Source organism: Caballeronia udeis (assembly GCF_001544555.2).
Classification (GTDB): domain Bacteria; phylum Pseudomonadota; class Gammaproteobacteria; order Burkholderiales; family Burkholderiaceae; genus Caballeronia; species Caballeronia udeis.
The window spans coordinates 115,285-140,752 of sequence record NZ_FCOK02000006.1 but is presented as its reverse complement, the minus strand read 5'-3'; the positions used below and the strand labels follow the sequence as shown (position 1 = coordinate 140,752).

The window sequence follows — 25,468 nt, the reverse complement described above, 5'->3', positions numbered from 1 at the left end:
GGGACGTCAGACCGTCGCGACCGGGCTGACTGGCGAGCCGACTGCGCGCGGCAATCTCAAGGGCGGCGCGGTCAGCAGAAAACGATTCCGCCCGTTTGCCGCCAACCAATCTGCTAACGGACTCAATAGCCACAACTCTCCAAGATAGACGCCCAAACGGAACAGGCAGAGATCATGCAAAGGATGCGACGCGTGGAAATGCGTGGCAGCAGGACGTGCCGGCAACATTTCCACGGCGGCGTTGTCCGCAATCAAGGCGACAACACCTGAATCGACAATCCATTGCTGCAGTTCCGGGTCCCGGCCGTCCAGCGCCGCGAAGTGCGCGTTCAGCCAATCCATGTCCGGTTGCCCCGCCATCGCAAGCAATGCCTCGTCGGTGCCGGTGCGCAGACAGACCATATCGCCCTTCTCGACCACAACATCCTGGGCCGCGATTGCCGCCTGCAACTCACGATAGCCAATCGCGATCTTTTGCGTACCGAACTGACGCTTCAGGTCGATCATGACACCGCGGCCCTGCACGCCGGACGCCGCCATGTTCTCGATGCCCAGGCGATACGCACCCGGCGCGCGGGTGACGACGTGCTCTTCGCCATGCCGGAAGTCGATCGGGCCGATCACGTCCTCGCCAGCGCGATAGCCGTTGTAAAAGGCCATCTCCGGCTTGCCTGTTCCAGACAGGTCAAACCACTGTCCCATATGTGCAAGGCTGTCCCACTGCGTGGAGTATTGCAGCGCCATATGCACCGTATCGTCACAAATCACATCGAGCAGACCCGGCTTGTCGCGCGAGAGCGGATAGGTCATGTTGGGTTTGTCGCCGCGCATTGTCGGGCTCACCTGCGGGGGATGACGTCGAACATTCAGGGCGACGCCACCGGGACAGTCCAGCGGCAGGCTCAGGCAAAAATTGCGGCCCGTCCTGACTTCGCTGACACCCTCCAGCACCTTCGCGGGCGTCAGCAAGTTCAAGCGGCCCAGCTGGTCGTCCGGGCCAAAGTCGCCCCAGTTCGAATGCTCGGGGCGCTGCATCCAGCGACGGGCTGTCTCTGTCATGAATGGTCTCCCGTAATCAATGCACGGCGTTGCCGGCCGTCAACTCTTCGCTCCCCGCCGCCGCGCCAAAGGCTTCCTCTTGCGCGTCATCGGCGAGGTCCCCTGGCATCCACCGCGCAGTGTTGAAGATGCTGATTGCGATGACCATCAGCGCACCGCCGGCAATGAAGGAGGCCATGCCGAACTTGAGCCCCATCGAGGGTGTCACCAACGCAATCACATACGGCGCAATCACGCTGATGGAGGTCATTGCATAGCTGATTCCAATCCCGATCGCGCGGCCCTTCACAGGGAAACGGCGCGCCTGGTACAAAGGCAGGATACCGAACAATCCATTTGCGAACATGCCCATGCAGAATGCGCCCACGCCCATCAGGAAGTGATTCGAGACCAGCGTATAGAGCGCTGTGGTGGGCACGACGATTGTCAGGAACGTGACGATCGTGCCGCGCTCTCCGATCCTGCTCGCGGCATAGCCCGACAAAGGCTTACCAATCACGGAGCCCACCGAGTAGGCAATGATGAACGGAAAGATCGTGCCCGAGTCCAGGTGATGCACGGTGAGCAGGAACGTGGGATACAGCACCTGCACAGCCCACAACATGAAGTTCAGGCCAGCCGAGAAAGCCCAGGCCTGTGCAACGGCAGGATTGAAGACGAAGGTTCTAAAGCCATCCCCCGTCTGTTTGCTGCGCTGCTGTTCCTTCCAGTCCGGAGACTCCTTGACGTTGCGCCGCAGGAACAGCGTCAACAAGGCCGGCGCAATGCCCAGGAAGAACATCCAGTGCCAGCCGAGCACCGGGAACAGGAAGTGAAAGGCGAGCGCGGCCAGCATATAGCCGAATTCGTAGCCGGCCACCATGATGCCGGACGCGAGCGGCCGGATCTTTTCCGGCACGGTTTCCATCAGGAGCGAGACGGATGCTGTCCACTCGCCGCCAAAACCCATGCCGAACAGGATGCGCATCGCCATGAACGAAGCATAGCTCCACGCGAGGCCACTCAGTCCTGACGCACAGGAAAACCACAACACGGCCGCCATGAAGGCCAGCTTCCGGCCGTACCGGTCGGCAGCCAATCCCCAGCCGATCGTCCCGGCGATCTTCGCGAACCCCGTGGCCGTCACCACCAGCGCCATCTGCGGCAAGCCGACATTGAACACCTTGCCCAGATGCGGGATCAGGAACAACAGGATAGTGAAATCGAACGCATCGAGTGCCCATCCCGCGGTCGCCGCGAAGATGATATGCCAATGCTTCCTGAGCAAGCTGGCGTGACTGTTCATGGTCTGTCTCCTTCAACGGCAGCGCGCAACATGGCATGGCGATCGTATTTCCGCATGGTGGCGTCCCGCTTTTCTTGTTGCTAGCGTTCAAATCACATCGAACGCGAAATGGAAATGAAATCGATCGATGCCGCTTGCCGGCTAACTGCCAAGGCCAAAGTCCGCGGCAAGCTTGCGTGCGCCGTTGGCGAGAATCAGGATGTCGATACCCGTTGCAACGAACGCGCAACCCAGCTCGAGGTAATGCCGCGCCAGCGCCGGATCCGACGTGAGCGTCCCGGCCGCTTTACCCGATGCGATGATTTTCCTGATCGCACCATCTATGGCAGCCTGCACCTCGGAGTGACCGGCTTTGCCGCGATAGCCCATTGAAGCGGCCAGGTCAGCCGGCCCGATGAACACGCCATCAATACCGTCCACCCCGCAAATCGCATCCAGGTTCGACAACGCGGTAGCAGTTTCCGCCTGCACCAGCAGGCAGATTTCGTCATCGGCGACATCGAGATAATCCTTACGGCTGCTCCAGCGCGATGCGCGGCCTACGGCGCTGCCCACCCCGCGAATCCCGTGTGGCGGATAACGGACTGCGGAGACCATCAGGCGAGCCTGCTCCTCGGTGTCGATCATCGGCACGAGCAGGTTACGCACGCCGATATCCAGCAAACGCTTGATCAACGCCACATCGCCATTGACCGGCCGTACCACGGCTTCTCCACGGTAAGGCGCGACGGCCTGCAGTTGCGACAGGGTCGAGCGCACGTCATTGGGCGCATGCTCGTTGTCGATCAGCAGCCAGTCGAAACCGGCGGTCGCGCTGACTTCAGCGAGGTAGGGATCGGCCATCGACAACCAGAAGCCGATTTGTGCTTCCTGGTTCGCCAGCGCCGCCTTGAACCGGTTAGGCGCGGGCATTTGCGTTGTTCCGCTCATGATTCTCCAACTCCACGGGAGGGGTTTCAAATTCGATGGGTTCAACTTTACCCAGCAGGAAAAGATAGTTGATGATAGCGAGAACAATCAGGGCCGAGGAGAAGACCAGGGCCGCGACGAAGGAGCCGGTCGCACCGACGATCGCGCCGGTCACGATCGGGCCGACGACACCCCCCATGTTCGACACGGAGTTCTGCACCCCGGCTACCATTGACACCATGTTCTTCGGCGCAACATCGGCGGGCAAGGCCCAGACCTGGGACGCCGCTACAGTCATGCCCGATTTGGCGATGCACAACAGAACGACAGCCATGACGGCCGATTGCGCGAAGGCAGCAAGGCCAATACTCGATGCCATCACGAGCCCGACGATCAGGAACAGCTTGCGGGTGGCGGTCAACGACAGGCGGCCCGAGCTGTAGACGCGGTCCGAGGCCCAGCCCGCGAACACCTCGGTGAACATCGAGAGCAGCAAGGGCAGCGACGCCATGATGCCCATCTCCATCAGGCCCATGCCCCGCTCCTTGACCAGGTACGTGGGCAACCAGGTGATGAAGAAATACGAGTTGTAGTTGATCATGAAGAAGCCGATGCACATGGCCCATATATTTCGATGTGCGAACAACTTTCGCCAAGAGACGGTACTACGTTTGTCGTCAGCCGCATTGGCGGCGAGGCCCTCGCGAATATGCTCAAGCTCGGCGGCATTGACACGCGGGTGTTCGCCTGGCGAATCCCTGAACACGAACTGCCAGACAACGCACCAGACAATGCCCATCGCACCCGTGATTGCAAACGTCACTTTCCAGTCGAACGCGGCCAGCATGACGGCGATCAGAGGCAGTGCGACCGCGCCGCCGAGTTTCGAACCACTGTCGAAGATACCGGCCACGGTCGCGCGTTCATTGCGGGGAAACCAGCGCGAGGCAATCCCCGCATTGCTCGGATAAGCGCCCGCTTCGCCAATGCCCAGCATTACCCGCAGCGCGACCAGCGATTTGAAGCCTGTCGCGAAGCCGGTGACCGCGGTTGCGAGCGACCACCAGAAGACCGCGAGGCCCAGTACTTTCTTCTGTCCGAAGCGGTCCGCCAGCATGCCGGCCGGCAGTTGCAGCAGCGCGTACGACCAGAAGAAAGCGGACATCACGACGCCCATCTGCACGGCGCTCAGGTGAAAGTCCGACTGGATCCGGGGTGCGGCGGCAGACAGCACGGTTCGATCGATATAGTTGATTGCGATCGCCGCCCACATCATGCCGGCCACCATCCAGCGCATCCGGGTGCGTGCTTGCGCTTGCGGCGCGAGAGTCATCTCTTGTCTCCGTTCTTGTTGTCGGGCCGTCTAGCTGACAATACCCATATGCCAGGGCACGAACTCGTGGTCGCCAAGACCTAGCAGTTCGCTTTTTGTACGCTGCCCGGAAGCGGCTTGCAGGATATGCTCGAAGATGTCCTGCCCCATCTCCTGCACCGAGCGCTCGCCATCGATCACCAGGCCGCAATTGATATCCATATCCTCCCGCAGCCGCGTGAACATGGGTGTATTGCTCGCGAGCTTGATCGTCGGGGCGGGTTTGGAACCGAACATGGAACCACGCCCGGTCGTAAAGCAGATCATGTTGGCGCCGCTGGCGATCTGGCCGGTGACGGCAACCGGATCGTAGCCCGGTGAATCCATGAAAACGAAGCCCGGCTTGTCGATCGGTTCCGCATATTCGTAGACCGCTTGCAAGGGCGTGGTGCCGCCTTTCATCGCCGAGCCCAAGGACTTCTCGAAGATATTCGCCAGTCCGCCCTGCTGGTTGCCAGGGCCGACCACGCCATTGAACTGGCCGTTGTGCCCGCGTGTGTAGCGCTCCCACCACGCGAGCCGGTCGAGCAATTTCTGACCGACTTCCGGCGTCACCGCGCGGCGCGTCAGCATATATTCGACACCGTGGATTTCCGGGGTCTCGGACAGGATGGCCGTGCCGCCATGGCGCACCAGGATATCCATCGCCGCGCCTAACGCGGGATTCGCGGTGATACCTGAAAACCCGTCCGACCCGCCGCATTCCAGGCCAATCTTCAGATGACTGGCGCTCACCTTCCGGCGTTCGACAGCGTTCGCCAGCGGCAGCATGCTCTGGATCGCAGCGATCCCCGCCTCGATCGTCGCCCGCGTACCGCCGCTGTCCTGCATCACCAGGGTGCGCATCGACGCATCCGTCTCGAGCCCCTGCGAACTCATCAGGTCGGACACCTGGTTGCGTTCACAGCCCAGACCCACGATCAGCACACCCGCGAGATTGGGGTGGCGCGCATAACCGGCGATGGTCCGGCGCAGCACGTCGAAATGCTCGCTGGGCGAGGACATGCCGCATCCGCTGGTCTGCGCAAACGCGACCACGCCATCCACGTTCGGATAGGCGGCAAGCCGCTCCGGCGTAAACCACCCGGCGATATTCTTGATGACCGTAGACGAACAGTTCACTGACGCAAGGATGCCGATGAAATTACGGGTAGCGACCCGTCCGTCGGGACGTACGATGCCCATGAAGCTCGCGCGTTCAGCGTGCGGCACATAGTCGACCGGACGCACATCGAGACCAAAACCCGGGTCGCGTTCGAAGTCGATCAGTTCAATGTTATGCGTATGCACATGGTCGCCAGCCTCGATGTCCCGCGCGGCGCGGCCAATCACGGTGTCGTACTTGCGGATCGCTTCGCCACGTGCAATAGCCCTCGCTGCTATCTTGTGGCCGGCCGGAACCTGAGCGCGAATGCGCACGACGGTGTTTCCCAGCTGCACCTGGCGGCCGAGCGACAAAGCCTCTCGGGCTATCAGCACGTTGTCCGCACCGTTCAGGCGAATCAAGGGGGTCATGGCGGCGTCTATGGCCAGCGGCATGAGCAATTCTCCTGCAATCACATGTTGTATCGTGAGGTAAGGCGGTAACGAGCGGCAATGACGCCCCGGAACAATAAGGACAGTGTTCCGGATCTGCTTCATTCGCTATGTTACCGCTTCATGTTACCGGTTTATGTAACCGGTAACATTAGACGCATAGTAATATGCTTCCTGCTATGTGAATGTTCGCGTTTTCCCTAATCAACGTTTGTTCAACTCTCATATCGTTGTCGATGACCAAGCCGAAAACGGATAGCACCGCGGGAATAGCCGGAATTTTTGAAGACGTTGCCGTCCCCGCCGTGGCGGACCGCGCGAACTCTCGTCGCGCACGGAAAAATACGGGGCGCGTGACGTTAAGCGATCTGGCTGCCCTGACCGGTGTCACCAAAGTGACCGTGTCGCGTGCGTTGAACACCCCTGAACTCGTGTCGGTGAGCACGCTGGAACGTGTGCGCGCGGCCGTGCAACAGACAGGCTATACGCCCGACCTGGTCGCCGGGTCGCTGGCGTCGAACCGCAGCCGCCTGATCGTCGCGTTGATCCCGGCCATGGCGGGCAGTGTTTTCCAGGAAACGGTCGAGGCGCTGACCACGGAGTTGGCTGCGAACGGATATCAGTTGCTGATCGGTCAAAGCGGCTACGACGAGTCCCGCGAGGACGCGTTGATCGATGCCATCCTCGGAAGGCGCCCGGCCGGGATCGTACTGACCGGTGTGGTGCACTCCCAGGACGCGCGGCAGAAGCTGCGCGAGTCAGGCATTCCGGTGGTGGAGACGTGGGATATCACCCGCGAGCCAATTGACATGCTGGTGGGTTTCTCCCACGAAAAGGTGGGCAAGGCGGCGGCGCTTCACTTGCTCGCGCAAGGCGTCACGCGGGCTGCGGTCATCACGCCGGGCGACCGCCGGGCCCAGGTGCGAACGCAGGCCTTCGTCAAGGCGTTTTCCAAGGGCTCGGCCATCGAGATCCCGGTTATCACCATCCCTTCGCCTGCGAATCTAGGCGATGGACGGCGTGGGCTGGCCCGTCTGCTGGACGAATATGCCGCCATGGAAGCGGTATTCTGCGGCGCGGATATCCTGGCGCTCGGTGCGTTGATCGAAGCGCGCGCGCGCGGCCTGGATATTCCCCGGCGGTTGCGGGTCATCGGTTATGGCGACATGAATTTCGCGAAAGACACAGACCCGCCGTTGACCACGATCCGCATTGACGGAACGCGTATCGGCAAACTGGCTGCATCGCTGCTGGTCGAGCGGATCAGGGATGGTGAAGTCGACCGGCGCGTGGTCGACGTGGGTTTCAAACTGATCGAGCGCGAAACCAGTTGAGGTGATGGTGATACGTTGACAGAAGGTTTGGACAGCTAGGGATTTATTCGGGCCTTGGGGTCGACGCCATCTATTGACCAGACCAGTTTCTGCTGGCCTGGTTCACATCGTTTAGTCTGCTTAGCTGCACGTAAAACTTGACGCTGCTCCAACACTACCGCCTATATACGTCAGCTTCGACGGATACATGCAGATGGGCCGGGTGAGCGAAGCATCCGAATTCTGCAACGGGATCTTGTCCGGTGCAACGCCGTTCTCCACCCAGTTCGTCAGCGCCGTATACAACTGGTTCGGCGCGGGCAATGGCGGATTGGCGGCGGGGCTTACGCCTGCCACCCCGTTGGCCGATCCCACGCCCAGGCAATGCCCCATGCCGGGAATCTGGAAGTACCGGTAGAACGCCTGCGTCGCGGGATATCCTCCCATCCTGGCGGCCGTGTTGGCGTAGTAGTTGTTCGTCCCCTGGATGGTGATCAACTGGTCCGCCGTGCCGTGGTACGCAATCAGCTTGCCGTTACGCGCCTTGAAATTCGTGAGGTCCGGGTTGTCCGTGTTGATGCTTCCAAACTGCGTCTGCAACGCAACGCCCTGCGCCGACGCGTTCGCCAGGTCGGCATAGGAAAGCGACTCCCAGCCGTTCTGTCCATTGCCCGTTGCATTGATGAAGTCCGGGGTCGCCAGGCTCGACTTTTGAAGTTCGAGCGCAACCTGACCGGTGGCGATGGTAAAGGGTGCGGGGACGCCGTTAGCGGAACCGGCCAGTACCGCCAGTTGCGTTCCGCGTTCCATGCCGAACCAGAGCTGGTTAGGTTGCAGTTGCTCCGAATAGCCGTTCCCGACCGCTGGGGCCGGCGCGCTGCCGTCGGTGGTCTGCCCGTACCACATCTTGTTGATCGCCTGCGCCTGCACCGTGGTCACGCATGCTGATGTAGTGTTGGTTCCCCCGCTGGACGGGCACAACACGGTTTTATCGAGCGTCGGGTCGTAGTTGCATGAGGTGAGGTCGCTGACAAAACCATCGTGCTTGCCGGTCAGCGTGCTGTCGCATGCACTGACCGCGGCAGCCGATACCCCGTTGATTTGCGCGGTAGTCAACGGTACGCCGCCCAAGTCGCGTTGCATCACAGTCTGCGGGTAAAGTTCGCCGGTGATGAACCGGGTCCAGTTGATCGCTGCATCGCCGGCCAGGATCCCGTCGAAATCGTTCGGATTCGTTTGCGCTTCCTCGTTCCCCTGGCGACCGCCGGTGGAACATCCGTCCCAATACGAATACTTGACCGGTGTTGTGTAATAGGCCGCAGCCAGCGCCTTCGTCTCAACGGCCATTTCGTGAATGCCCCGGCTCGCGAAGTCCGTCCACAGCGTGGTATTGATACTGCCGTCGGGGTTCATCGCGAATGCGCCATCGCCGGTAGCGCCGAGCGGATCCGAAGAGACATGACCTGTATCGGTGACTGCGCTGACGGCGCCTTCCCCGCCGGCCACACCCGCTGCGGAGCCGTCAAGACCCATAAACTCGATCCCTGCGACCTGGGTGAGGGAACTAACCGCCGGGTCACCCACGAAACCGCCGCCGCCAAGCACATGAATCCGGCTATTCCAGTTGGCGGGCGACGGCAGCCACACTTCGATGCCGATGCCAGCGGACGTCGACGGTGCGCCCGCCGGCCCCGGGTTTCCGGGACCGACATTCAGCTTCACCAGACACTCGTCATTCGCCGCCTTGACACCGGACGCCGTGCCGCTCACGTTAATATCGTCGCCCTTCTTGAACGCCTTCACCAGCGTCACCGTCGTATTCGCATCGGGCTTGAACGCGGCCTTCATGGAGTCGTCGCAGGTCAGCGGTTTTGTTGTCGCAGCGGTCAACGCACTGGAACTTGTATTGCCTCCGCACGCGGCAAGCAACGCGACGCTCGCGCATGCGGCGACCAGAACAGGCAAACCCAGCCGCACCATCCGGCTCTGCATCAGGGGATATCGGACTCGCTTCATTGCATCGTCTCCTTGCCAGTGTCTGGCCTTGTTTGTCGTGAGTTTTTCGCAGGCAGGCGCGTCTTCGTTATCTGAAGCGGTCCAGATCGCGATCGGTTTCGGGCTGCTCCGGCAGCCCGGTCATGGCGGAAAGTTCTGACAACGGTGGCATGCCCGACTTCGCCTGCACGACTCCGTGGTTGTCTCTCCAGACAATGGCCGGCGTGCCGTTGCTGCCGAATGCATCCATCAACGCGCGGTTGGCAGTCAACCTGCGCGACGTCTCGGGTTTCATCGTGGAGACGGGAATAATTCCACCGTCCTCGGTCGCCGAGACGAAACGACTTTCGTTGAATTCGAGCGCCTGCATGGGCGCCTTCGCTTCGAGGATCGCCGCCGCACGCGGGGCCGACGTGGGCTTGAGAAAGCCGACCGGCACCCAGCGCACCTGCAAGCCTGCCTTGACGTAGGGCTGCAACGCCTTCCACGCGAAATGGCAGTACACGCAATTGGGATCGAAGAAGACGTAGATCACATTCTTCGATGCCGGCGCGCCCTGCATCACGTAACGCGTACCGTCCAGTTGTTTGTAAAGCGAGGCAAGGTCAGGCTTGAGAACATAGGCAGCCGCGTAGACCGGCGTGAGGTCGCGGCCGTTGGCGTCGACGAGTGAGCCCACTATGAGATGCTGTTTATCCGGCGTAGTGTAGACAATCGCGTTGCGCCCCTCGCGCGTGACGACCCAGCCGGTAAGACCCGCTTCGGCGCTGAACGACTTACCCGCCAGGATGCCGCGTGCGGCGAGCGCCTGAATAGGCGCGGGCAAGGTAGACACTGGCGCGGCTGCTGAAGCGGGTACGGCCGGCGTTGCGGCATGAGCGTATGCCAGCGTGCTCAAGACCGAGGACACGCCGATAAGCCGCACAACCGCCCAAACTGTCGGCCCGGCGCGCAGGATATCGTTTAGCGCGATGGAAAGGTTTTTCGTTCGCCATGGCATGTCATTTACACTCCTAAGTAACGATGTTGCAGCGCGCTATCGGCCAGCAGATCGGCGGCTGCCGCTTCGACCACGACCTGCCCCTTCTCAAGCACGATGGCCCGGTCTGCATGCTCGAGGACGGTCCGGTAGTTCCGGTCGACAATGATCGCGGCTATCCCCGTTGCACGCACCGTCGAGATCACCTGCCAGATCTCTTGAACGATTTTTGGTGCAAGCCCCTCGGTGGCTTCGTCGAGAATCAGGCACACGGGATTGGTCATCAATGCCCGGCCAATCGCCAGCATTTGCTGCTCGCCGCCCGACAACTGCGCACCGCCGTTTGATAACCTCACTTTCAAACGCGGGAACGTATCGAGTACTCGTTCGAAGGTCCATGCCTGCTTGCCGTCCACGCCCGGCTGCCCCGCGAGCAGCAGGTTTTCCCGCACCGACAAGTTCGGAAATACACCACGCCCCTCGGGCACGTAGCTCAGACCGCGCCGCGCGATGGCATGCGCGCGGGCCGTCGACATATCGATGCCATCTATCTGCACGCGTCCTGTGCGACGCTTCACATGGCCGAGCACGCTACGTAATAGCGTCGACTTGCCCATGCCGTTGCGTCCCATCAGCGCAACGGTTTCGCCTTCGCGGATCATGAGGTCGACGCCGCGCAGCACATGGCTCGTGCCGTACCACGCGTTGAGTCCGGTCGATTCAAGCAGCGGCGGACGCAAGACCGCTTGAGGCGAGAGCGTTTCATTCGACATCGGCGGTCCCCAGATAGGCGCTTTGCACGGCGCGATTGGCGCGTATCTCATCGCTGGTTCCGGACGCGATCACTGCGCCGTCGACCATCACCGTGACGACATCGGAAACGGCAAACACCGCGTCCATATCGTGTTCGACGAGCAGGATCGCGTGTTGAGCACGCAGCGACTGCAGCAGTTCCAGCATGCGGGCCGTCTCTTCCGGACCCATGCCCGCGAGCGGTTCATCAAGCAGCAGGATGGTCGGCTCACCGGCGAGACACATCGCGATTTCCAGTTGCCGCTTCTGGCCATGCGACAGCGTTCCCGCAATGCGCACGGCACAGTGCGTAAGCCCCGCATGCTCGAGCGCGGCAGAGGCCAGTTCATTGCTCGCCGCGCAGCGCTGGGCGGTTTCATGCAGATGCCAGGCGCGTGGCATGCGCGCTTGTGCCGCGAGCCGGCAGTTCTCCATTACGCTGAGCGGTGCGAACACGTTGTTGCGCTGATAGGTCCGCCCCACTCCCGCGCGCGTGCGGCGTTGTTGCGACCATCCGCCAATGGATGCACCGTTGAGCAGCACGTCGCCTGACGTGAGCGTAAGCTCGCCGCACAGCAGGTTGATTAACGTGGACTTGCCCGCGCCATTGGTGCCGATCACGCTATGGATGGTGCCGACGTCAACATCGAGTGACACATCGTTCACAGCGGTCAAGCCGCCGAAGCGACGCGTCAGGTTGCAGGCACGCAGCGACGTAAATTCAGAGCGAGCGAGTGTCACAATGCGCGCTCCTCTTTCGGCGCGGCCTTGACGGGGCCGCCTCGTCTGCGTGCGCACAGCCGCTCGATAGCCGCGTGGCAGGCGGCCACACCACCGGTCAGGCCAAGCGGCAGAACCGCCACTGAAACAATGATCAGCAAGCCGAAAATGAGCTGCCAGTGTTTCGTGAGTTCCGAGAGCCAGTCGCTGAGCAGCACGAACACCAGTGCGCCCGCAATTGCACCGCCGAAACCGGGGCCGCCAAGTATCACCATCAGCAGCACGTTGCCTGACTGTTGCCACGAGAACAGTTCTGGATTAACGAGGCCATACTGGAATGCGTATAGCGAACCAGCGATACCGGCCAGCGCGCCGCCTGTTGCGAAGCTCGCGAGCTTGTATAGAAACACCGGATAACCAGACGCCGTCATGCGTTGCTCGTTATGCCGGATACCTGCTAACGCATGTCCAAAACGTGACCGCATGACGACCCACAGCACCCCGAGCGTCAAGACCAACACAGCAAGCACGGCCCAATAGAACGCGCGGCCATCGGCGAGGTCGATCCAGGTTTTACCGAACATGCCGACGACCGGCTTGAAGTACAGGTACGTGCCGTCGCTGCCACCAAAACCCTTGCCGTCGTGGACCACGTAATAGAGCATCTGCGCGAACGCCAGCGTGACCATGATCAAGTAGATGCCACGCGTTCTCAGCACGAGCAGGCCGATCACCACGGCGAACAGCATCGCAACACCACCTGCGAACGCCAGCGTTGCAACAAGGTTCGCAGCGCCCGCCTGCGGTGCAACGAGGACAGTGGCATACGCGCCCACACCGAAGAACGCCGCGTGCCCGAGACTGACCAGGCCGGTGCAACCCACGAGCAATTGCAGGCTCGCGGCGAAGATCGACATGATCATCACCTTCGATAGCAATTCGAGTTCAAAGCCGCCATCCAGCATCGCCGGGGCGGCTGCCAGCGCGAGCAGGAAGAGGGTCCAGTTAGAGGCGCTCCAGGCGCGTCGCCGTGAGAAGAATGTCATCGGGCGGCCCTCTCCCCAAGTAATCCAGCGGGGCGTACCAGCAGGATCGCCGCCATCAGGAGATAGATCGCGATGCCCGCGCCTTCCTGCCACAACACCTTGCCGAAGGTATCGACGAAACCGATCAGCAACGCCGCCACGAACGCGCCGGTAATGGACCCGATGCCGCCAATCACGACCACCAGGAAACACACAATCAGCATCTGCGCGCCCATGCCCGGATAGACGGTCGACACTGGCGCGAACAACATTCCGGACATCACCGCGAGCCCGAATCCCAACGAAAACACCACGCGGTACAGCAAACCGATATCGATGCCAAGCGACTGCGCCATCTCGCGATTCGACGCGCCCGCGCGGATCTTCATGCCCACGAGCGTCTTGCGGATCAGCCAGTACAAAGCGAGTGCAAGCATCACACACGCCGCCGATACAAACAGCCGGTAGACCGGATACAGCATGTCGTTGCCGATTGCGATCGACCCTGCGAGGAACGCGGGCACGGCGACCCCGTGCACATCGTCGCCTATGAGGATGCTGCGCAGTTCCTCGATCACGAGAATCAGTCCATAGGTCATCAACACCTGCTGCAAGTGATCGCGCTCGTACAGGAAACTGAAGAACACCCACTCCAGCAGGTAGCCGAAGATTAGCGACAGCACGAGGCCGAGCGCGAGCGCGACGAACAGGTTGCCGGTCAGCGCGGTCAGCGAATACGCGAGGTACGCGCCGATCATGTAGAAACTGCCGTGGGCCAGATTGACGATGCCCATGATCCCGAACACGAGCGTCAAACCGCTCGCGACCAGGAACAACAGCAAGCCGTACTGCATGCTGTTCAGGCATTGCACAAAGAATGTCGCGAGTGTCATTGCTTGAATATCCCGTTGCTGCTCAATTCATCCGGCAGCCGCGCGCGGGATCGGCCAGCCCTTTCGCCGCGACGAGCACCACGCGGTTCTCATGCCCCTTGACCTGACGCAAATAGATGTCCTGAACCGGGTTGTGCGCCTTCGACATCACGAACGGCCCGCGCGGACTATCCACCTGCGCTTCCTCCATGGCGCGGACCATGGCGTCGCGTTGGCTCATGTCGCCCTTCACTGCCACGAGCCCCGCCGCCAGCAATTGCGCTGCGTCGTAGCCCTGCACCGCGTAGACATCGGGCTGCAGCTTGTAGGTCTTCGCATAGTCCAGCCGGAAGCCCTGGTCGCGTGCCGATGTCAACCCGTCCGCATAGTGGAGCGTGGTGAGCAAGCCTTGAGCGGCGTCCCCCTGCGCTTCCAGCGTGCCGTCGGTGAGGAAGCCCGCGCCGTACAGCGGGATCTTGTCCTTGAGCCCGGCAGCGGCATAATCCTTCACGAACTTCACGGCGCCCGCGCCCGCAAAAAACACATACACGGCATCAGGTTTTTCAGCGGCGATCTGCGTAAGCTGCGCCTGGAATTCGACATTGGGGAACGGCACGGTCAACTCATCGACAACCTTGCCGCCCGCCGCTTCGAATGCTTCCTTGAAACCCCGCACCGATTCTTCACCGGCCGCGTATTTCCACGTCAGCGTCACCACTCGCTTCGCGCCTTTCGACGCAACCACCTTGCCCATCGCATAGGCCGGCTGCCAGTTCGAAAACGACGTGCGGAAGATGTTCGGCGCGCACAGCGGCCCGGTCACGCTGTCCGCGCCCGCATTCGGCACGATCAGCAGCGTGTTGGTGTCCTTGGCGACTTTGGCCATTGCCATGGCAACGCCAGAATGAACCGTCCCGAGCAGCACGTCGACGTGATCGCGCTTCACCAGGCGGCTCGCATTTTCAGAGGCTTTCGACGGGTCGGATTCATCGTCGAGACGGACATAGTCGATCGTGCGCCCACCAAGACGGCCGCCCTGCTGCTGCACATACAACTTGAAGCCGTTTTCAATCGCGACGCCCAGCGGCGCATAGGTGCCGGTGAACGGCAGCATCACGCCGACCTTGAGCGGCGCAGCGGAAGCGGCCTGAGCCTGAGCAGCGCCGCTCACGCACGCGAGTGCGAGCGCAGCGAACGCGAGACGAAATGTCGGCACGGAATCGAAAATCACGAGGGGTCTCCAAACGGTTTCGGGGTGGCGCAATGCGGCGGCCTTCCACCCCGTTTTTTTATTGTTGAATCGCTTCGATGCGCGCACTCAGAACGCGTGACGAATACCTGCCATCAAGCCGGTCTGGTTCGCTCCGGCGGGAGGCGTGGTGCCGCCGCCACCCGAGCTGAGGGAGTACCGCCCCTGCGAGCTGTTGCTCAGATACGAGCCCTGCAGATACACCGCCGTTGCCTTCGAGAGCGAATACGTGCCGCGCAGCGTGCCCATCGTGGCACGGGCGTCCTGCCGGGCGTTGGTGATCCGATACACCTCGCCGTCCAGCGTGAACGCCGGCGTGATCGCATAGGCCGCGCCGAGATAGAACAGGTTCGAATGCACGTTTGGCGTGGCAGGCGTCTCCGTATCGACGTGGCGACCCACCCAGCCACCACCGATCTTCACGCCGAAGATATTTGCCCATCCGTTCAATTGCATGCGTAAGTCTTTATCCGCGCCGCTGGTCAGTGGGAAAGGTGCGACGCCGTCGAAGAAATTGGCAGCGGCGGCCGCGCCTCCGCGCTGTTCATCGTAGGCGGCGGCAACGCCAAACACCGAGGCGTCGTACTTGAGCATGGCGGACCATTGACGGCAGTCGGTCGGTTGGCCGGGAACCTGTCCAGCGCACGTGCCTTGTCCCGGTGAATTGCCGGTGCCCGCACCATCGCGCCCGAACGAGTACGTCGCGCCAACGGTCAGGCCGTGGAAGGTGCCCTTGTAGCCGATGGTGTTATCGCTTCGGGCATTCGGCAGGTATGAATCAAGCGAACCGCTGCCGTAGATGTCCGGGCCGAGAATGTCCGCATCCGCCATGGCCCAGTACGTCATGGTGTATTGACGACCGAGAGACAGTTGACCGTACGGGCTCGATATACCCACCCAGGCCTGACGTCCAAACAACCTCCCGCCCTGCCCCGAATCGCCACCGCGTGTATTGAAACCACTTTCGAGAGCGAATACCGCCTTATATCCACCGCCCAGGTCTTCGGCACCACGCAGGCCCCAGCGCGAGGGGATTTCGCCGGTAATCCCAGGCATACGGACAACATGGTCACCCGCCGCGTTCGCATGCGAGACATATTCAACGCCGGTATCAAGGATTCCGTACAAAGTCACACTGCTTTGTGCGTAAGCCGACGCGCTCAGCGCACAACAGCTCGCTGCTGCGAAATGCGTCCATTTCATCGCCATCTCCAAATCTTGTATTTGTGTTTCTATCGATCGAAGGCCGTGCCGGCGTTAGCCGTGTGTCTGACTGAAGCGCCACGCAACGCCAAAGGGAACGCCAACCGCAGATGCACTTTATAGCATTATAAAAAGGACTTAAAGTGCGTGTTAACGCCTATGGTTATCATTAATGTAATTAAAGTGCATTCAGCTACGCCTGCGATCGGACAGATTAGAAATGCCCAAATCCTTCATTCTCCTGACTTGATGGGCAGAGATAGGGACTATCGAGTGCTCTTTCGCGGCGATACGAGAGTTTTGAGTTAAGGCGATATATTGCTGCTTTTAAAATGCGTAAGTAAGTAAACGCATAAAAATACACATCAATGAATGAGAGATCTACAGCGGTAGAGAGTTGGCCGCAACACTCGGCAAGCGTGTCGGCAGCGGACTGCCATGCTGTGTTGGAGCGTTGACATAAGCAGCCTCATGCGCCTCAGCCTCGCGACAACTGCGATCGGGCGAACCTCTGGGGACTGGGATTGGTGTGCCGGCGAGCGATTTTCCCGTCTGCTTGGGACCCGGCGGCAATGGGTTGGCCTCTGGTCTATATAATTCGGCATCCCAATCATTACCAGTTGATCAGTCTGACGAACTACGCAGCGTGCTACAGGGTTCGCACCAGCCGGAAAGCATCGAAGATCGCCGCATGAATGTTTCGCGACGATTCCGCGTCGCCTATACGGTAGAGCTCATAGTCGGTAGCCTCTGCTTTCGTCCACGGTTGGGCGTTGCCGGGCAGAAGACAATCCAGGTCGGCTTTCCCATCGTTCACTGACTCGCTGCGCAGCTCATGGAAAAGGTCGTCGACGGGCATCATGCCTCGTTCGACTACAACGTGATCCGCATCCAGGCAAACCACTTCTGAAGTCAGTTCGTGCATGAACCAGGCGCGGCGTTTGTTGTCCTGCAGGCGCTCCACGCGCTGGAGCCGCAAATCGTGCCGCAAGGAAACCTTCAACTGATTCAAGCGACGCTGCCAACCAATCTCGTCACCCCGCCCGTCCAGTTCATTACCAAAGCAGCGGTCCAGCGTAACCAGGTCCGCTTCAATGCCAGCCTGGGCATATCGCTCGGCGCATGTCGCCGCCACGTGCCGGCCGGTACCGTCGTAGACCAGCGCGTTTCCCGACAGGGGGACACGCATCGTCAGTGCATCGAAAGCCGAAATACAGTGTTCATTTCCCGGCAAGTCGTCAAGATCAGGCATCCCGCCGGTCGCGACAATCACCACGTCGGGGTGTTCATCTCGCACCGAAGAAGCGTCGGCATAGGTGCCCGTCCTGACATCCACGCGCAGACGGCTTAGCTCGTTCGCGCGCCAGTCGACAATCCCGATCAAGTCGTGGCGCCAGCTACCCATGTGCGCAAGCAGCACCTGACCGCCCAGCTTGGATGACGCTTCGAACAACACCACATCATGTCCTCGTAGCGCGGCCACGCGCGCGGCTTCGAGACCGCCCACCCCTCCTCCTATGACCACTACCTTGCGGCCGGTCCGGGCGGCCGGTTCGACCTCGTGTGCTATCCAGGTCTCGCGCCCACTCGACGGGTTGTGAATACACGCGGATTGGTGGGACCGGCAAAAGGATGCGCCGACACAAGGCCGGACACGATCCTCTTCCCCCTGCATCAGCTTCCTGACGATGTGCGGATCTGCAATATGCGCACGCGTCATACCAACCAGGTCGAGGATGTTTTCCGATACCGCGTAACGTGCACTGGCAAGGTCGGCGATCTTCGCGGCGTGGAACACCGGCAATGACACTTCGCGTTTGAACGAAGCCACTGCGGACAACCACGGAGCTGATTTGGCGTACATCGTCGGCATGTTGTCGTCAGCCAGCGCCGCGGCCGTGTCCATGCGCCCGTAGACCACGTTAAAGAAGTCGATAGCGCCCGACGCTTCCAGCATCCTGGCCGCCGTCAGTGCGTCGGCGGAAGTCAGTCCACCCTCCTGGGCTTCGTTGATCACGTAGCGAATACCAACAATGAAGTCACTCCCCACCTGCCGGCGGATCTCTTCGTGAACCTCCAGTGCAAAACGACAACGATTTTCGATGGAGCCGCCATACTCATCGGTCCTTCGGTTAGTCATCGGACTCAGGAACTGCCCGATCAAGTGCCCCCCGGCCAGTGTTTCAATACCGTCGAGCCCCCCTTCCTTGCAACGGCGGGCAGCACGGCCGAAGTCCCGGATAGTCCGGTTAATATCGCTGCGGTCCATCTCGCGGGGAATACTTCGATGCAGCGTCTCGCGCACCCGCGACGGCGCGATTGTCGACAACCAGTCGGACTCGTATGGACTTCCTCGCCGGCCCATGTGGGTAAGCTGGCACATCAACGCTGCGCCATGCCGATGCATCCGCTCGGAGAACGCCTGGAAACAGGGAATGATCCGGTCGTCAGTCAGGTCGATCTGCGCAAATACGTTGGAACTGTCGCGGCTCACCACCGACGAGCCACCAAACATGCTCAGTCCAATACCACCGATGGCCTTCTCTTCGTGATAGCGCTGGTAGCGTTCAAGCGGCAAGCCATCTTCCGTCAAACCGCTCGCGTGGCTCGTGCTCATGATCCGGTTCTTCAATACCAGGTGTCGGATGCGCAGCGGCTGCAGCAGCGGGTCATGGCTCCGTGGAGGAAGGTTCATCGAACGTACCTTTACCGTTAGATTGGGAAATTCATACGTTGGCAGGCATTCAGCGATGTGGCCGCGCCATCTGCGCGGAAACTGACGCCGCTGAGCGACACCGTTTCCGGTTGCTTCCATGCGTCAAACTCAGACAGAATGTTATGGTTATCAACACCGGCGACACCCGTGTTTTGATAGCCAGAACATAAGCAGCGCATTAAATTCCGTCAAATGACATTTGCTCTTTCCAACCCAACATAATGTTATGGATATCCTTCGCAACTTCGGTTCTTCAATGAATTCGCTGGTGGTGTTCGAGGTAGTCGCCAGGGAGAAAAGCATTACGCGGGCGGCGAATGAGCTGAACGTGACGCAGGTGGCAGTCAGTCGAATGATCGTGAGACTGGAGAAAGCATTGGGCACTCAGTTGTTCGTGCGTTCGCGCGCCGGGCTTGTGCTGACTGACGACGGGCTATTGCTCGAACGCGGCGTGAATGAGGGCTTCGGGTATATCAAACGCTCCGTGTCCGACATCAAACAGCGGCAGCAGCGCACGCAGACAGTCACCCTGTCGCTCTCCAGCGCTTTCATTGCGTATTGGCTGATGCCCAGATATCAACGCTTCCAAAACGCATTCCCCGAAATCAGCCTACGCTTTCATGTCATCAGCGGCGTGCTGCAAGGGAATGCGGATGAAGCCGATCTTGCATTGCGCCCGGCTGACCAGCGGCGCAAATCCCAGCAAGGCTGGACCTTCACCCCGGAGGTCATCATCCCGGTCTGTAGCGCCACCTATCTCGAGAGTCATGGACCAATCGACCACGCACGTGATCTGCCGCAGCACACCCTTATCGAGCTGGTGCCGACCACGATCAACTGGGAGGACTTCCTCAACCGCGTCAGCATTGTTGGCACGGCGCCCGGGGACCCGCTCAGTTTCTCCGACTATGCGCTGGTGCTCCAGACCGCAATGATTGGCCGTGGCGTTGCGCTGGGCTGGGTATCCGGCGTGTCCTGTGCATTACGAACCGGTCAGTTGGTTCCGGCTTCCCGGCACGTTGTCACCACGGGCCGTCAGTATGAGTTGATCAGCAGTCAACGGCCTACACGGCCGCAAGTGGAACAGGTTAAGGAGTGGCTGGTAGCCGAGATGGAGGCTGACCTTCAGGAGGTCGCGCGAATGTATCCGGTGTTGGCGAAGCCGGAACCGCTTCATCAACCCGGCACGGCATAGACAGAAAGGGGGAGTTGCCCATCGCGTCAGGGCATGCATAGCTACCCGCTAAAAACCGCGGGCAAGCTCGCCGACGCCCCTGCAACAATGCCGCGAAATTAACGCAATGCTTGTTGCGGCAAAACCGCAGGCAGGAACGTAAGCTCAGGTCACCTGGAAAGCAGCCACACTCTCCACAAGCCCATGGGCTTGCTCGCGCATTGACACTGCTGCAGCTGCTGCCTGCTCCACAAGCGCCGCGTTTCGCTGCGTTACTTCGTCCATCTGGGTAACGGCCCGATTGACTTGTTCGATCCCGTCGCTTTGCTCCTCGGAGGCCGAGGCGATCTCCTTCATGATCGCGGTCACCCGTTGAACCGAAACCAGTATCTCCTTCATGCACTGGCCGGCGTTGTCAACGAGCGTGGCGCCGCTCTGAACGCGGCCATTCGAATGCTCGATCAGTCTCTTGATGTCTTTCGATGCTGTCGAGGAACGCTGTGCCAGATTCCGGACTTCAGATGCAACAACGGCGAATCCTCTCCCGTGCTCGCCGGCCCGCGCGGCCTCGACAGCCGCATTGAGCGCAAGGATATTGGTTTGGAAAGCGATCCCTTCGATCATCCCAAGGATCTCTCCAATCTGCTTCGTACTGTCGGTGATCTCATCCATTGTCGCGACGACTTCCGACACGACGTCGTTGCCGCGATTGGCAATAGAGAAGGCGTCGCCGGCGAGTTGTGATGCTTGCCGCGCATTGTCGGCATTCTGTCTCACCGCTGACGTAAGCTGCTCCATGCTTGCCGCGGTCTCTTCCAACGAGGCGGCCTGCTCCTCGGTTCTCCTTGAGAGATCCGCGTTGCCGGACGATATCTCATCGGTCGACGTTCCAATCGATTTCGCCGCGCCTATGATCGCGACCACCGCCTGGCGCAGTTGCGCCTGCATCTCCTGAAGCTTGAACAGGAGGCTGCCTCGATCCCCCGCTTGCAGGTCAATGTGTTGCGCGAGGTTACCCCCCGCTGTGGCTCGCACGACTTCGGCCGCGTACTCCGGTGAGCCGCCCAGCGAACGATTAAGCCTGCGGTTCACGAGATACACGACACTGGACAGCATGGCCGCGATGATTGCGACGAGCACGACCAGCTGACGCAGCGACGCGTTGAACGCCTCGTCAATGTCGTCCAGGTAGGCGCCCGTCACGAACGACCAATCCCATGGTTTATAAGTGGCAATATGACTGCGTTTTCGCACGGGCTCCTTCGAACCAAGCCGGGGGGTCGCATAGTCAACAAACCCATCGCCGGATCCCTTCGCGATCTCCGCCATCGCGCGATACACGTACTTCCCGTTTGAATCCTGATAGTCACCGAAGTACTTACCCTCGGTTTCCGGCTTCGAAGGGTTCATGACAGCATGGCAGTCTGAATCGACGATGGATACGTATCCGTCAGTGCCATAACGGATCGCCCGCAATTGCGCGAGTGCCTGCTTCTTCGCATCAGGCGTCGATAAGGTTCCGTCGGCGGCCAGTGCCGCGTAACGGCGCGTAATGCTCATCGCAATGTCTCCGGCATCCTTCAATGAATGCTGCCTTTCTTCAAGGCGGACCTCGCGAGTCTGGTATGCCCCGAAGCCCGCCACAGAGATCAGGCAAACCAGGGAGAGTGCCAAAGGAATCCACAACTGTTGCTGAAATGTAAGGCGCTTCATGAGGTCTTTATAGAGTTATGTATTAACCGGTGTACGGCACAAAATTCGGATACTTGATAGTTCTCGCCGCGTACCTGCGTGTTTAGCAGATACCTGCCCTGCTGCAGGGCGCGTTTTTCCCGCCATGTCCGGCGCTCGCCAACAGTTGCTGACCTGGCCGGTCAAATGAGATCAAATTCAACGTACACATTTAATTTTCCCCGGCAAAGGTCATTTTCACGCACGCGATTTTATATCGGGTATTCCCTTAAATGAGGCACTTAATAGGGGTTTTCACCAAATCAAAGCACGCGTGCACCAACAAAAATATTCTTAGATATCTTGCCAAATTATAATGTGAACACTAGACTTTTGGAAATCAACCGCAACCTGACGCCACGCTGTGGAGGAGTCGAGAAGATGACCAAGGTCTTGCGTATCGGGCAGATTCCGCAGCCGTTGCCACGGCCCGCCCATGCTGTGGGAACGGGATCTCGAACGAATGGCGCCAGGTGTGCCGCTTTCAAATATTGACCAGTGGCTTTCGGCGAAAACGCGAGGCGCCGGTTCGGGCGAGCCTTGGCCTCGTTACGGCCGCCGCGATCGTTTCAACCTGCCCCGCGTCCGGGCCTGGCTTGGCTTTTGAGCGTGGACGCTGTAATCGAAGGCGAGAACCAAGACTACATAGACAGCTTTCATTATTGCGTTTCAGATCTCATCTATTTCGTAGTCCGACATTTTGTAAACGTTCGACTTGAGGGGCATTTCTTCTGATCCCTTGCCGATCAAAAAAGACTGACCGTGCGTCCTGGCGTCAGGACCCAACCAGCAGAAACAGTTGTTTTTTTTACACCTTTGGAGATTGACATGTACGACGTATTTCAAACAGATCGCCTGATTGACATGTGGCTGACCGAGGACATTGGATACTGTGACCTCACCGCGCAGGTCATGATTGAAGCGAACGAGACCGGAGCATTCTTCATGAATGCACGCGAGGACCTGATCGTGGCGGGTGTTGACGTCGCGGCCCGGGTGTTCAAGCGCTATGATCCAACGCTCGAAGTGGTGGTGCGCGTCAAGGACGGTGACCATGTAAAGAAAGGCGCCGTACTCCTTGATGTACGGGGAAATGCGCGGAGCGTACTGACCGCTGAGCGAACCGCGCTCAACATCGTCCAGCGCATGTCCGGTATTGCCAACCTCACCGCGGAGTATGTCAAGGCGGTCGCCGGAACGCGTGCACGATTGATTGACACCCGCAAGACCACACCGGGTCTGCGGATGCTCGAGAAGCATGCGGTGACCTGCGGCGGGGGCTTGAACCACCGCCTCGGACTCGATAACGGCGTGATGATCAAGGACAACCACATTGCAGTGTGCGGCGGGATCACGAAGGCTGTGCAGCGTGCGCGCCGCCAATTGCCGGTGTTGACGAAGCTCGAAGTGGAATGCGATCGCATCGAGCAGGTCGAAGAGGCGCTGGAAGCGGGCGTCGACGTCATCATGCTCGACAACATGTCCGTGGAAGAAATGACGAAGGCCGTGGAGCTTGTCAATGGCCGCACGAAGCTTGAGGCGTCTGGCGGTATCAACCTCGCAACGATCGGGGCAATATCCAGAACGGGCGTCGACTACATCTCCACGAGCAAGATAAACCAGGCTTCCGTGTGCGTTGATATCGGTCTGGACGAGGCGGAGTAATAAGCTCATGTCCGACGGAATCTTCTTTTTTGTGGTCGGCCCGAGCGGCGCCGGCAAAGACTCGCTTATTGACGGAGCCCGTGATGTTCTCGGTGATTTCGTCTTTGCACGCCGGGTGGTTACCCGGCCTCATGGTTCGCCGGGCGAAGATCACGAAGCGCTTGATGAAACCGGGTTCGCCCGGCTGGAGGAGCAAGGAGGATTCCTGATTACCTGGTCGGCCCACGGGTTGAGGTACGGTTTGCGCCATGACCTCCTCGACGCCCTTTCGCAAGGGCGTCACGTGGTCGCGAATGGGTCGCGGGCAATGATCGATATGCTTTCAACTCGCGTACCGCGACTGGTAGTAGTCGAGGTGAGCGCGCCCGCCTCTGTGCTTGCCACAAGAATTCTCGCACGAGGCCGCGAAACCCCGGACGAGGTTGCAAAACGCGTGATGCGTCAGGTTGAACCAACCTCGGCTGACGTCGAGGTCTTGAAGGTACTGAACGACGGAACGCTTGAGCAAGGGATAAAACGTTTCGTCGAAGCACTTCAGCGCGCCACGCAGCCTGCTCCGCCGAGCATGCGCGCCCTGAAGGCAAAGATCGCCGGCGACGCCCTGAACGAAGCTCAATATGGCGCCGTGCTGGACGACATTCTTGCACTGCGTTATTCGGACCGGGATATCAACGCGTTCCTTTTGCACGCGTCGCAAAACCTGTCCGACGCCGAAGTGCTCGCGCTGGCAAAGGTGCGATGCAAGCTGACGCCGCGGATCGAATGGGACGAGCCGATACTCGTTGACAAGCATTCGATGGGAGGTGTCCCCGGCAGCCGGATCACGTTGATCGTAGTACCCATTGTGGCGGCGTTCGGGCTTGCAATGCCCAAGACGTCATCAAGGGCAATCACCTCTGCCGCAGGTACCGCCGATGCAATGGAAACGGTCGCACGCGTTGATCTCACAAGCGCAGAGGTACGTCATTGCGTCGGTCAGGCACGCGCGTGTATTGCGTGGAACGGCCGGTTGAATCATTCGTTGATCGACGACCGGATCAATGCTTTTACCAGACCGCTGGGTCTCGATTCAAACCGCTGGTCCGTTGCATCCATCTTGTCCAAGAAGTGGTCGGCAGGATCCACCCACGTCATCATCGATCTTCCTTACGGCCCGCACGCCAAGCTGAAGGACGAGCTCGAAGCACGCACCTTGGGTGATCTTTTTGAGTATGTCGCGGCGGCCCTGGGGTTGCACGTAAAGGCGATGGTCACCGACGGCAGCAGCCCTATCGGGCGTGGCATCGGGCCTGCGCTCGAGGTACGGGACATTAAGCTGGTCCTGGATAACGACCCGGATGCACCCGCCGACCTGCGGGAAAAAGCGCTCCGTTTCGCGGCAGAAATTCTTGCCTGGGCGCCGGACGTCCGCACGGTTTCCAAGGGCCGGCAGACCGCGGAGTCATTGCTTTCTTCCGGCCTCGCCCGAACTGCATTCGAGCGCATTGTCGATAGTCAGGGCCGGCGAGAACCGCCGGTTTCCCAAGGCAGGTTTGTACGAACGGTGGTGGCACAGGAGGGCGGCGTCGTCGCAGGCATTGATGGTTGGGCCATCGCCGGAATCGCCCGAAAAGCAGGTGCGCCAACGGACCTGAGCGCCGGCGTAGACCTTCTCGCGACGCCAGGCCAGCACGTCGCACCCGGGGACGGACTGTTCCATATCTACGGCGCAGAGGAAGAGCTTGTCTCAGCAGCGGCTTTGATGGCACAAACAACACGCACGCATGACATCTGCATTGAAAGCATGAATAGCGCGCCGCTCCCCTCGTCTTAAACATGACGAATGATGAATGACGATTGGCAAGCGATTGGCAGGGCCGCACCGGTAGCAGTG

The 25,468-nt window shown here is 60.1% G+C and carries 19 protein-coding genes; 4 read left to right on the top strand and 15 right to left on the bottom strand.

The window, feature by feature from the left end; all coding sequences use genetic code 11:
* Positions 1-6 precede the first annotated feature (6 nt).
* From AWB69_RS06950 to AWB69_RS06930, 5 genes are all read right to left on the bottom strand, one after another.
* A complete protein-coding gene (locus AWB69_RS06950; protein WP_062083602.1) occupies positions 7-1,059 on the bottom strand; it encodes a cyclase family protein in 1,053 nt (350 codons plus the stop codon).
* 16 nt (positions 1,060-1,075) lie between these two features.
* Positions 1,076-2,344 carry an MFS transporter gene (locus AWB69_RS06945; RefSeq protein WP_062083599.1) on the bottom strand — a complete coding sequence of 423 codons (1,269 nt, stop codon included), beginning with the start codon at positions 2,342-2,344 and terminating at the stop codon, positions 1,076-1,078.
* Between the two features lie 141 nt (positions 2,345-2,485).
* A complete protein-coding gene (hpaI, locus tag AWB69_RS06940; RefSeq protein ID WP_062083597.1) occupies positions 2,486-3,256 on the bottom strand; it encodes a 4-hydroxy-2-oxoheptanedioate aldolase in 771 nt (256 codons plus the stop codon).
* A complete protein-coding gene (locus tag AWB69_RS06935) occupies positions 3,243-4,586 on the bottom strand; it encodes an MFS transporter (RefSeq protein ID WP_062083595.1) in 1,344 nt (447 codons plus the stop codon). The genes hpaI and AWB69_RS06935 overlap by 14 nt, the downstream gene beginning before the upstream one ends.
* Positions 4,587-4,616: 30 nt before the next feature.
* On the bottom strand, positions 4,617-6,164 hold the full coding sequence (locus tag AWB69_RS06930; protein WP_062083592.1) for a UxaA family hydrolase: 1,548 nt from the start codon (positions 6,162-6,164) through the stop codon (positions 4,617-4,619).
* A gap of 350 nt (positions 6,165-6,514) precedes the next feature.
* Here AWB69_RS06930 and AWB69_RS06925 point away from each other — a divergent pair, with 350 nt between their 5' ends.
* A complete protein-coding gene (locus tag AWB69_RS06925; RefSeq protein ID WP_231937011.1) occupies positions 6,515-7,495 on the top strand; it encodes a LacI family DNA-binding transcriptional regulator in 981 nt (326 codons plus the stop codon).
* Between the two features lie 120 nt (positions 7,496-7,615).
* On the opposite strand, the gene AWB69_RS06920 is transcribed toward AWB69_RS06925, so the two are convergent.
* The 9 genes from AWB69_RS06920 to AWB69_RS06880 form a co-directional block, all read right to left on the bottom strand.
* Complete coding sequence (locus tag AWB69_RS06920) at positions 7,616-9,490, bottom strand: tannase/feruloyl esterase family alpha/beta hydrolase (RefSeq protein WP_156528762.1); 1,875 nt, start codon at positions 9,488-9,490, stop codon at positions 7,616-7,618.
* Between the two features lie 67 nt (positions 9,491-9,557).
* Positions 9,558-10,469, bottom strand: coding sequence for a thiol:disulfide interchange protein DsbG (gene dsbG / locus AWB69_RS06915; protein WP_062083588.1), 912 nt, complete (start codon positions 10,467-10,469; stop codon positions 9,558-9,560).
* A gap of 5 nt (positions 10,470-10,474) precedes the next feature.
* The gene (locus AWB69_RS06910) at positions 10,475-11,221 is read right to left on the bottom strand and encodes an ABC transporter ATP-binding protein (protein ID WP_062083586.1); all 747 of its coding nucleotides are present in this window, start codon (positions 11,219-11,221) and stop codon (positions 10,475-10,477) included.
* The gene (locus AWB69_RS06905) at positions 11,211-11,981 is read right to left on the bottom strand and encodes an ABC transporter ATP-binding protein (protein WP_062083584.1); all 771 of its coding nucleotides are present in this window, start codon (positions 11,979-11,981) and stop codon (positions 11,211-11,213) included. The genes AWB69_RS06910 and AWB69_RS06905 overlap by 11 nt, the downstream gene beginning before the upstream one ends.
* A complete protein-coding gene (locus AWB69_RS06900) occupies positions 11,978-13,006 on the bottom strand; it encodes a branched-chain amino acid ABC transporter permease (RefSeq protein ID WP_062083582.1) in 1,029 nt (342 codons plus the stop codon). Before AWB69_RS06900 ends, AWB69_RS06905 begins: the two co-directional genes overlap by 4 nt.
* Positions 13,003-13,878, bottom strand: coding sequence for a branched-chain amino acid ABC transporter permease (locus AWB69_RS06895; protein WP_062083580.1), 876 nt, complete (start codon positions 13,876-13,878; stop codon positions 13,003-13,005). The genes AWB69_RS06900 and AWB69_RS06895 overlap by 4 nt, the downstream gene beginning before the upstream one ends.
* Before the next feature lie 22 nt (positions 13,879-13,900).
* Positions 13,901-15,088: an ABC transporter substrate-binding protein gene (locus AWB69_RS06890; protein ID WP_407923018.1), complete on the bottom strand. Its 1,188-nt coding sequence runs from the start codon at positions 15,086-15,088 to the stop codon at positions 13,901-13,903.
* An 87-nt stretch (positions 15,089-15,175) separates the two neighbouring features.
* Positions 15,176-16,309: a porin gene (locus AWB69_RS06885; protein ID WP_062083577.1), complete on the bottom strand. Its 1,134-nt coding sequence runs from the start codon at positions 16,307-16,309 to the stop codon at positions 15,176-15,178.
* A gap of 649 nt (positions 16,310-16,958) precedes the next feature.
* Positions 16,959-19,004, bottom strand: coding sequence for an oxidoreductase (locus tag AWB69_RS06880; RefSeq protein WP_062083737.1), 2,046 nt, complete (start codon positions 19,002-19,004; stop codon positions 16,959-16,961).
* A 247-nt stretch (positions 19,005-19,251) separates the two neighbouring features.
* Between AWB69_RS06880 and AWB69_RS06875 the strand changes: the two genes are divergently transcribed.
* Positions 19,252-20,220 (top strand): LysR substrate-binding domain-containing protein, encoded by a 969-nt coding sequence (locus AWB69_RS06875; RefSeq protein WP_062083575.1) that lies wholly within the window; start codon positions 19,252-19,254, stop codon positions 20,218-20,220.
* Between the two features lie 144 nt (positions 20,221-20,364).
* On the opposite strand, the gene AWB69_RS06870 is transcribed toward AWB69_RS06875, so the two are convergent.
* Positions 20,365-21,912 (bottom strand): methyl-accepting chemotaxis protein, encoded by a 1,548-nt coding sequence (locus AWB69_RS06870; protein ID WP_062083573.1) that lies wholly within the window; start codon positions 21,910-21,912, stop codon positions 20,365-20,367.
* A gap of 846 nt (positions 21,913-22,758) precedes the next feature.
* Between AWB69_RS06870 and nadC the strand changes: the two genes are divergently transcribed.
* Both nadC and phnN read left to right on the top strand, forming a co-directional pair.
* Positions 22,759-23,595, top strand: a complete 837-nt coding sequence (gene nadC, locus AWB69_RS06865; protein WP_062083571.1) for a carboxylating nicotinate-nucleotide diphosphorylase — start codon at positions 22,759-22,761, stop codon at positions 23,593-23,595.
* A gap of 7 nt (positions 23,596-23,602) precedes the next feature.
* Positions 23,603-25,408 (top strand): phosphonate metabolism protein/1,5-bisphosphokinase (PRPP-forming) PhnN, encoded by a 1,806-nt coding sequence (gene phnN / locus AWB69_RS06860; protein WP_063977760.1) that lies wholly within the window; start codon positions 23,603-23,605, stop codon positions 25,406-25,408.
* Positions 25,409-25,468 lie beyond the last annotated feature (60 nt).

Coding starts and splice junctions, on each gene's coding strand:
- AWB69_RS06885 (WP_062083577.1), bottom strand. CDS start 16,309: ATGAAATGGACGCATTTCGCAGCAGCGAGCTGTTGTGCGCTGAGCGCG.
- AWB69_RS06875 (WP_062083575.1), top strand. CDS start 19,252: ATGGATATCCTTCGCAACTTCGGTTCTTCAATGAATTCGCTGGTGGTG.
- hpaI (WP_062083597.1), bottom strand. CDS start 3,256: ATGCCCGCGCCTAACCGGTTCAAGGCGGCGCTGGCGAACCAGGAAGCA.
- AWB69_RS06930 (WP_062083592.1), bottom strand. CDS start 6,164: ATGCCGCTGGCCATAGACGCCGCCATGACCCCCTTGATTCGCCTGAAC.
- AWB69_RS06900 (WP_062083582.1), bottom strand. CDS start 13,006: ATGACATTCTTCTCACGGCGACGCGCCTGGAGCGCCTCTAACTGGACC.
- AWB69_RS06950 (WP_062083602.1), bottom strand. CDS start 1,059: ATGACAGAGACAGCCCGTCGCTGGATGCAGCGCCCCGAGCATTCGAAC.
- AWB69_RS06945 (WP_062083599.1), bottom strand. CDS start 2,344: ATGAACAGTCACGCCAGCTTGCTCAGGAAGCATTGGCATATCATCTTC.
- AWB69_RS06895 (WP_062083580.1), bottom strand. CDS start 13,878: ATGACACTCGCGACATTCTTTGTGCAATGCCTGAACAGCATGCAGTAC.
- phnN (WP_063977760.1), top strand. CDS start 23,603: ATGTCCGACGGAATCTTCTTTTTTGTGGTCGGCCCGAGCGGCGCCGGC.
- AWB69_RS06910 (WP_062083586.1), bottom strand. CDS start 11,221: ATGTCGAATGAAACGCTCTCGCCTCAAGCGGTCTTGCGTCCGCCGCTG.
- AWB69_RS06880 (WP_062083737.1), bottom strand. CDS start 19,004: ATGAACCTTCCTCCACGGAGCCATGACCCGCTGCTGCAGCCGCTGCGC.
- AWB69_RS06935 (WP_062083595.1), bottom strand. CDS start 4,586: ATGACTCTCGCGCCGCAAGCGCAAGCACGCACCCGGATGCGCTGGATG.
- dsbG (WP_062083588.1), bottom strand. CDS start 10,469: ATGCCATGGCGAACGAAAAACCTTTCCATCGCGCTAAACGATATCCTG.
- AWB69_RS06920 (WP_156528762.1), bottom strand. CDS start 9,490: ATGAAGCGAGTCCGATATCCCCTGATGCAGAGCCGGATGGTGCGGCTG.
- AWB69_RS06870 (WP_062083573.1), bottom strand. CDS start 21,912: ATGAAGCGCCTTACATTTCAGCAACAGTTGTGGATTCCTTTGGCACTC.
- nadC (WP_062083571.1), top strand. CDS start 22,759: ATGTACGACGTATTTCAAACAGATCGCCTGATTGACATGTGGCTGACC.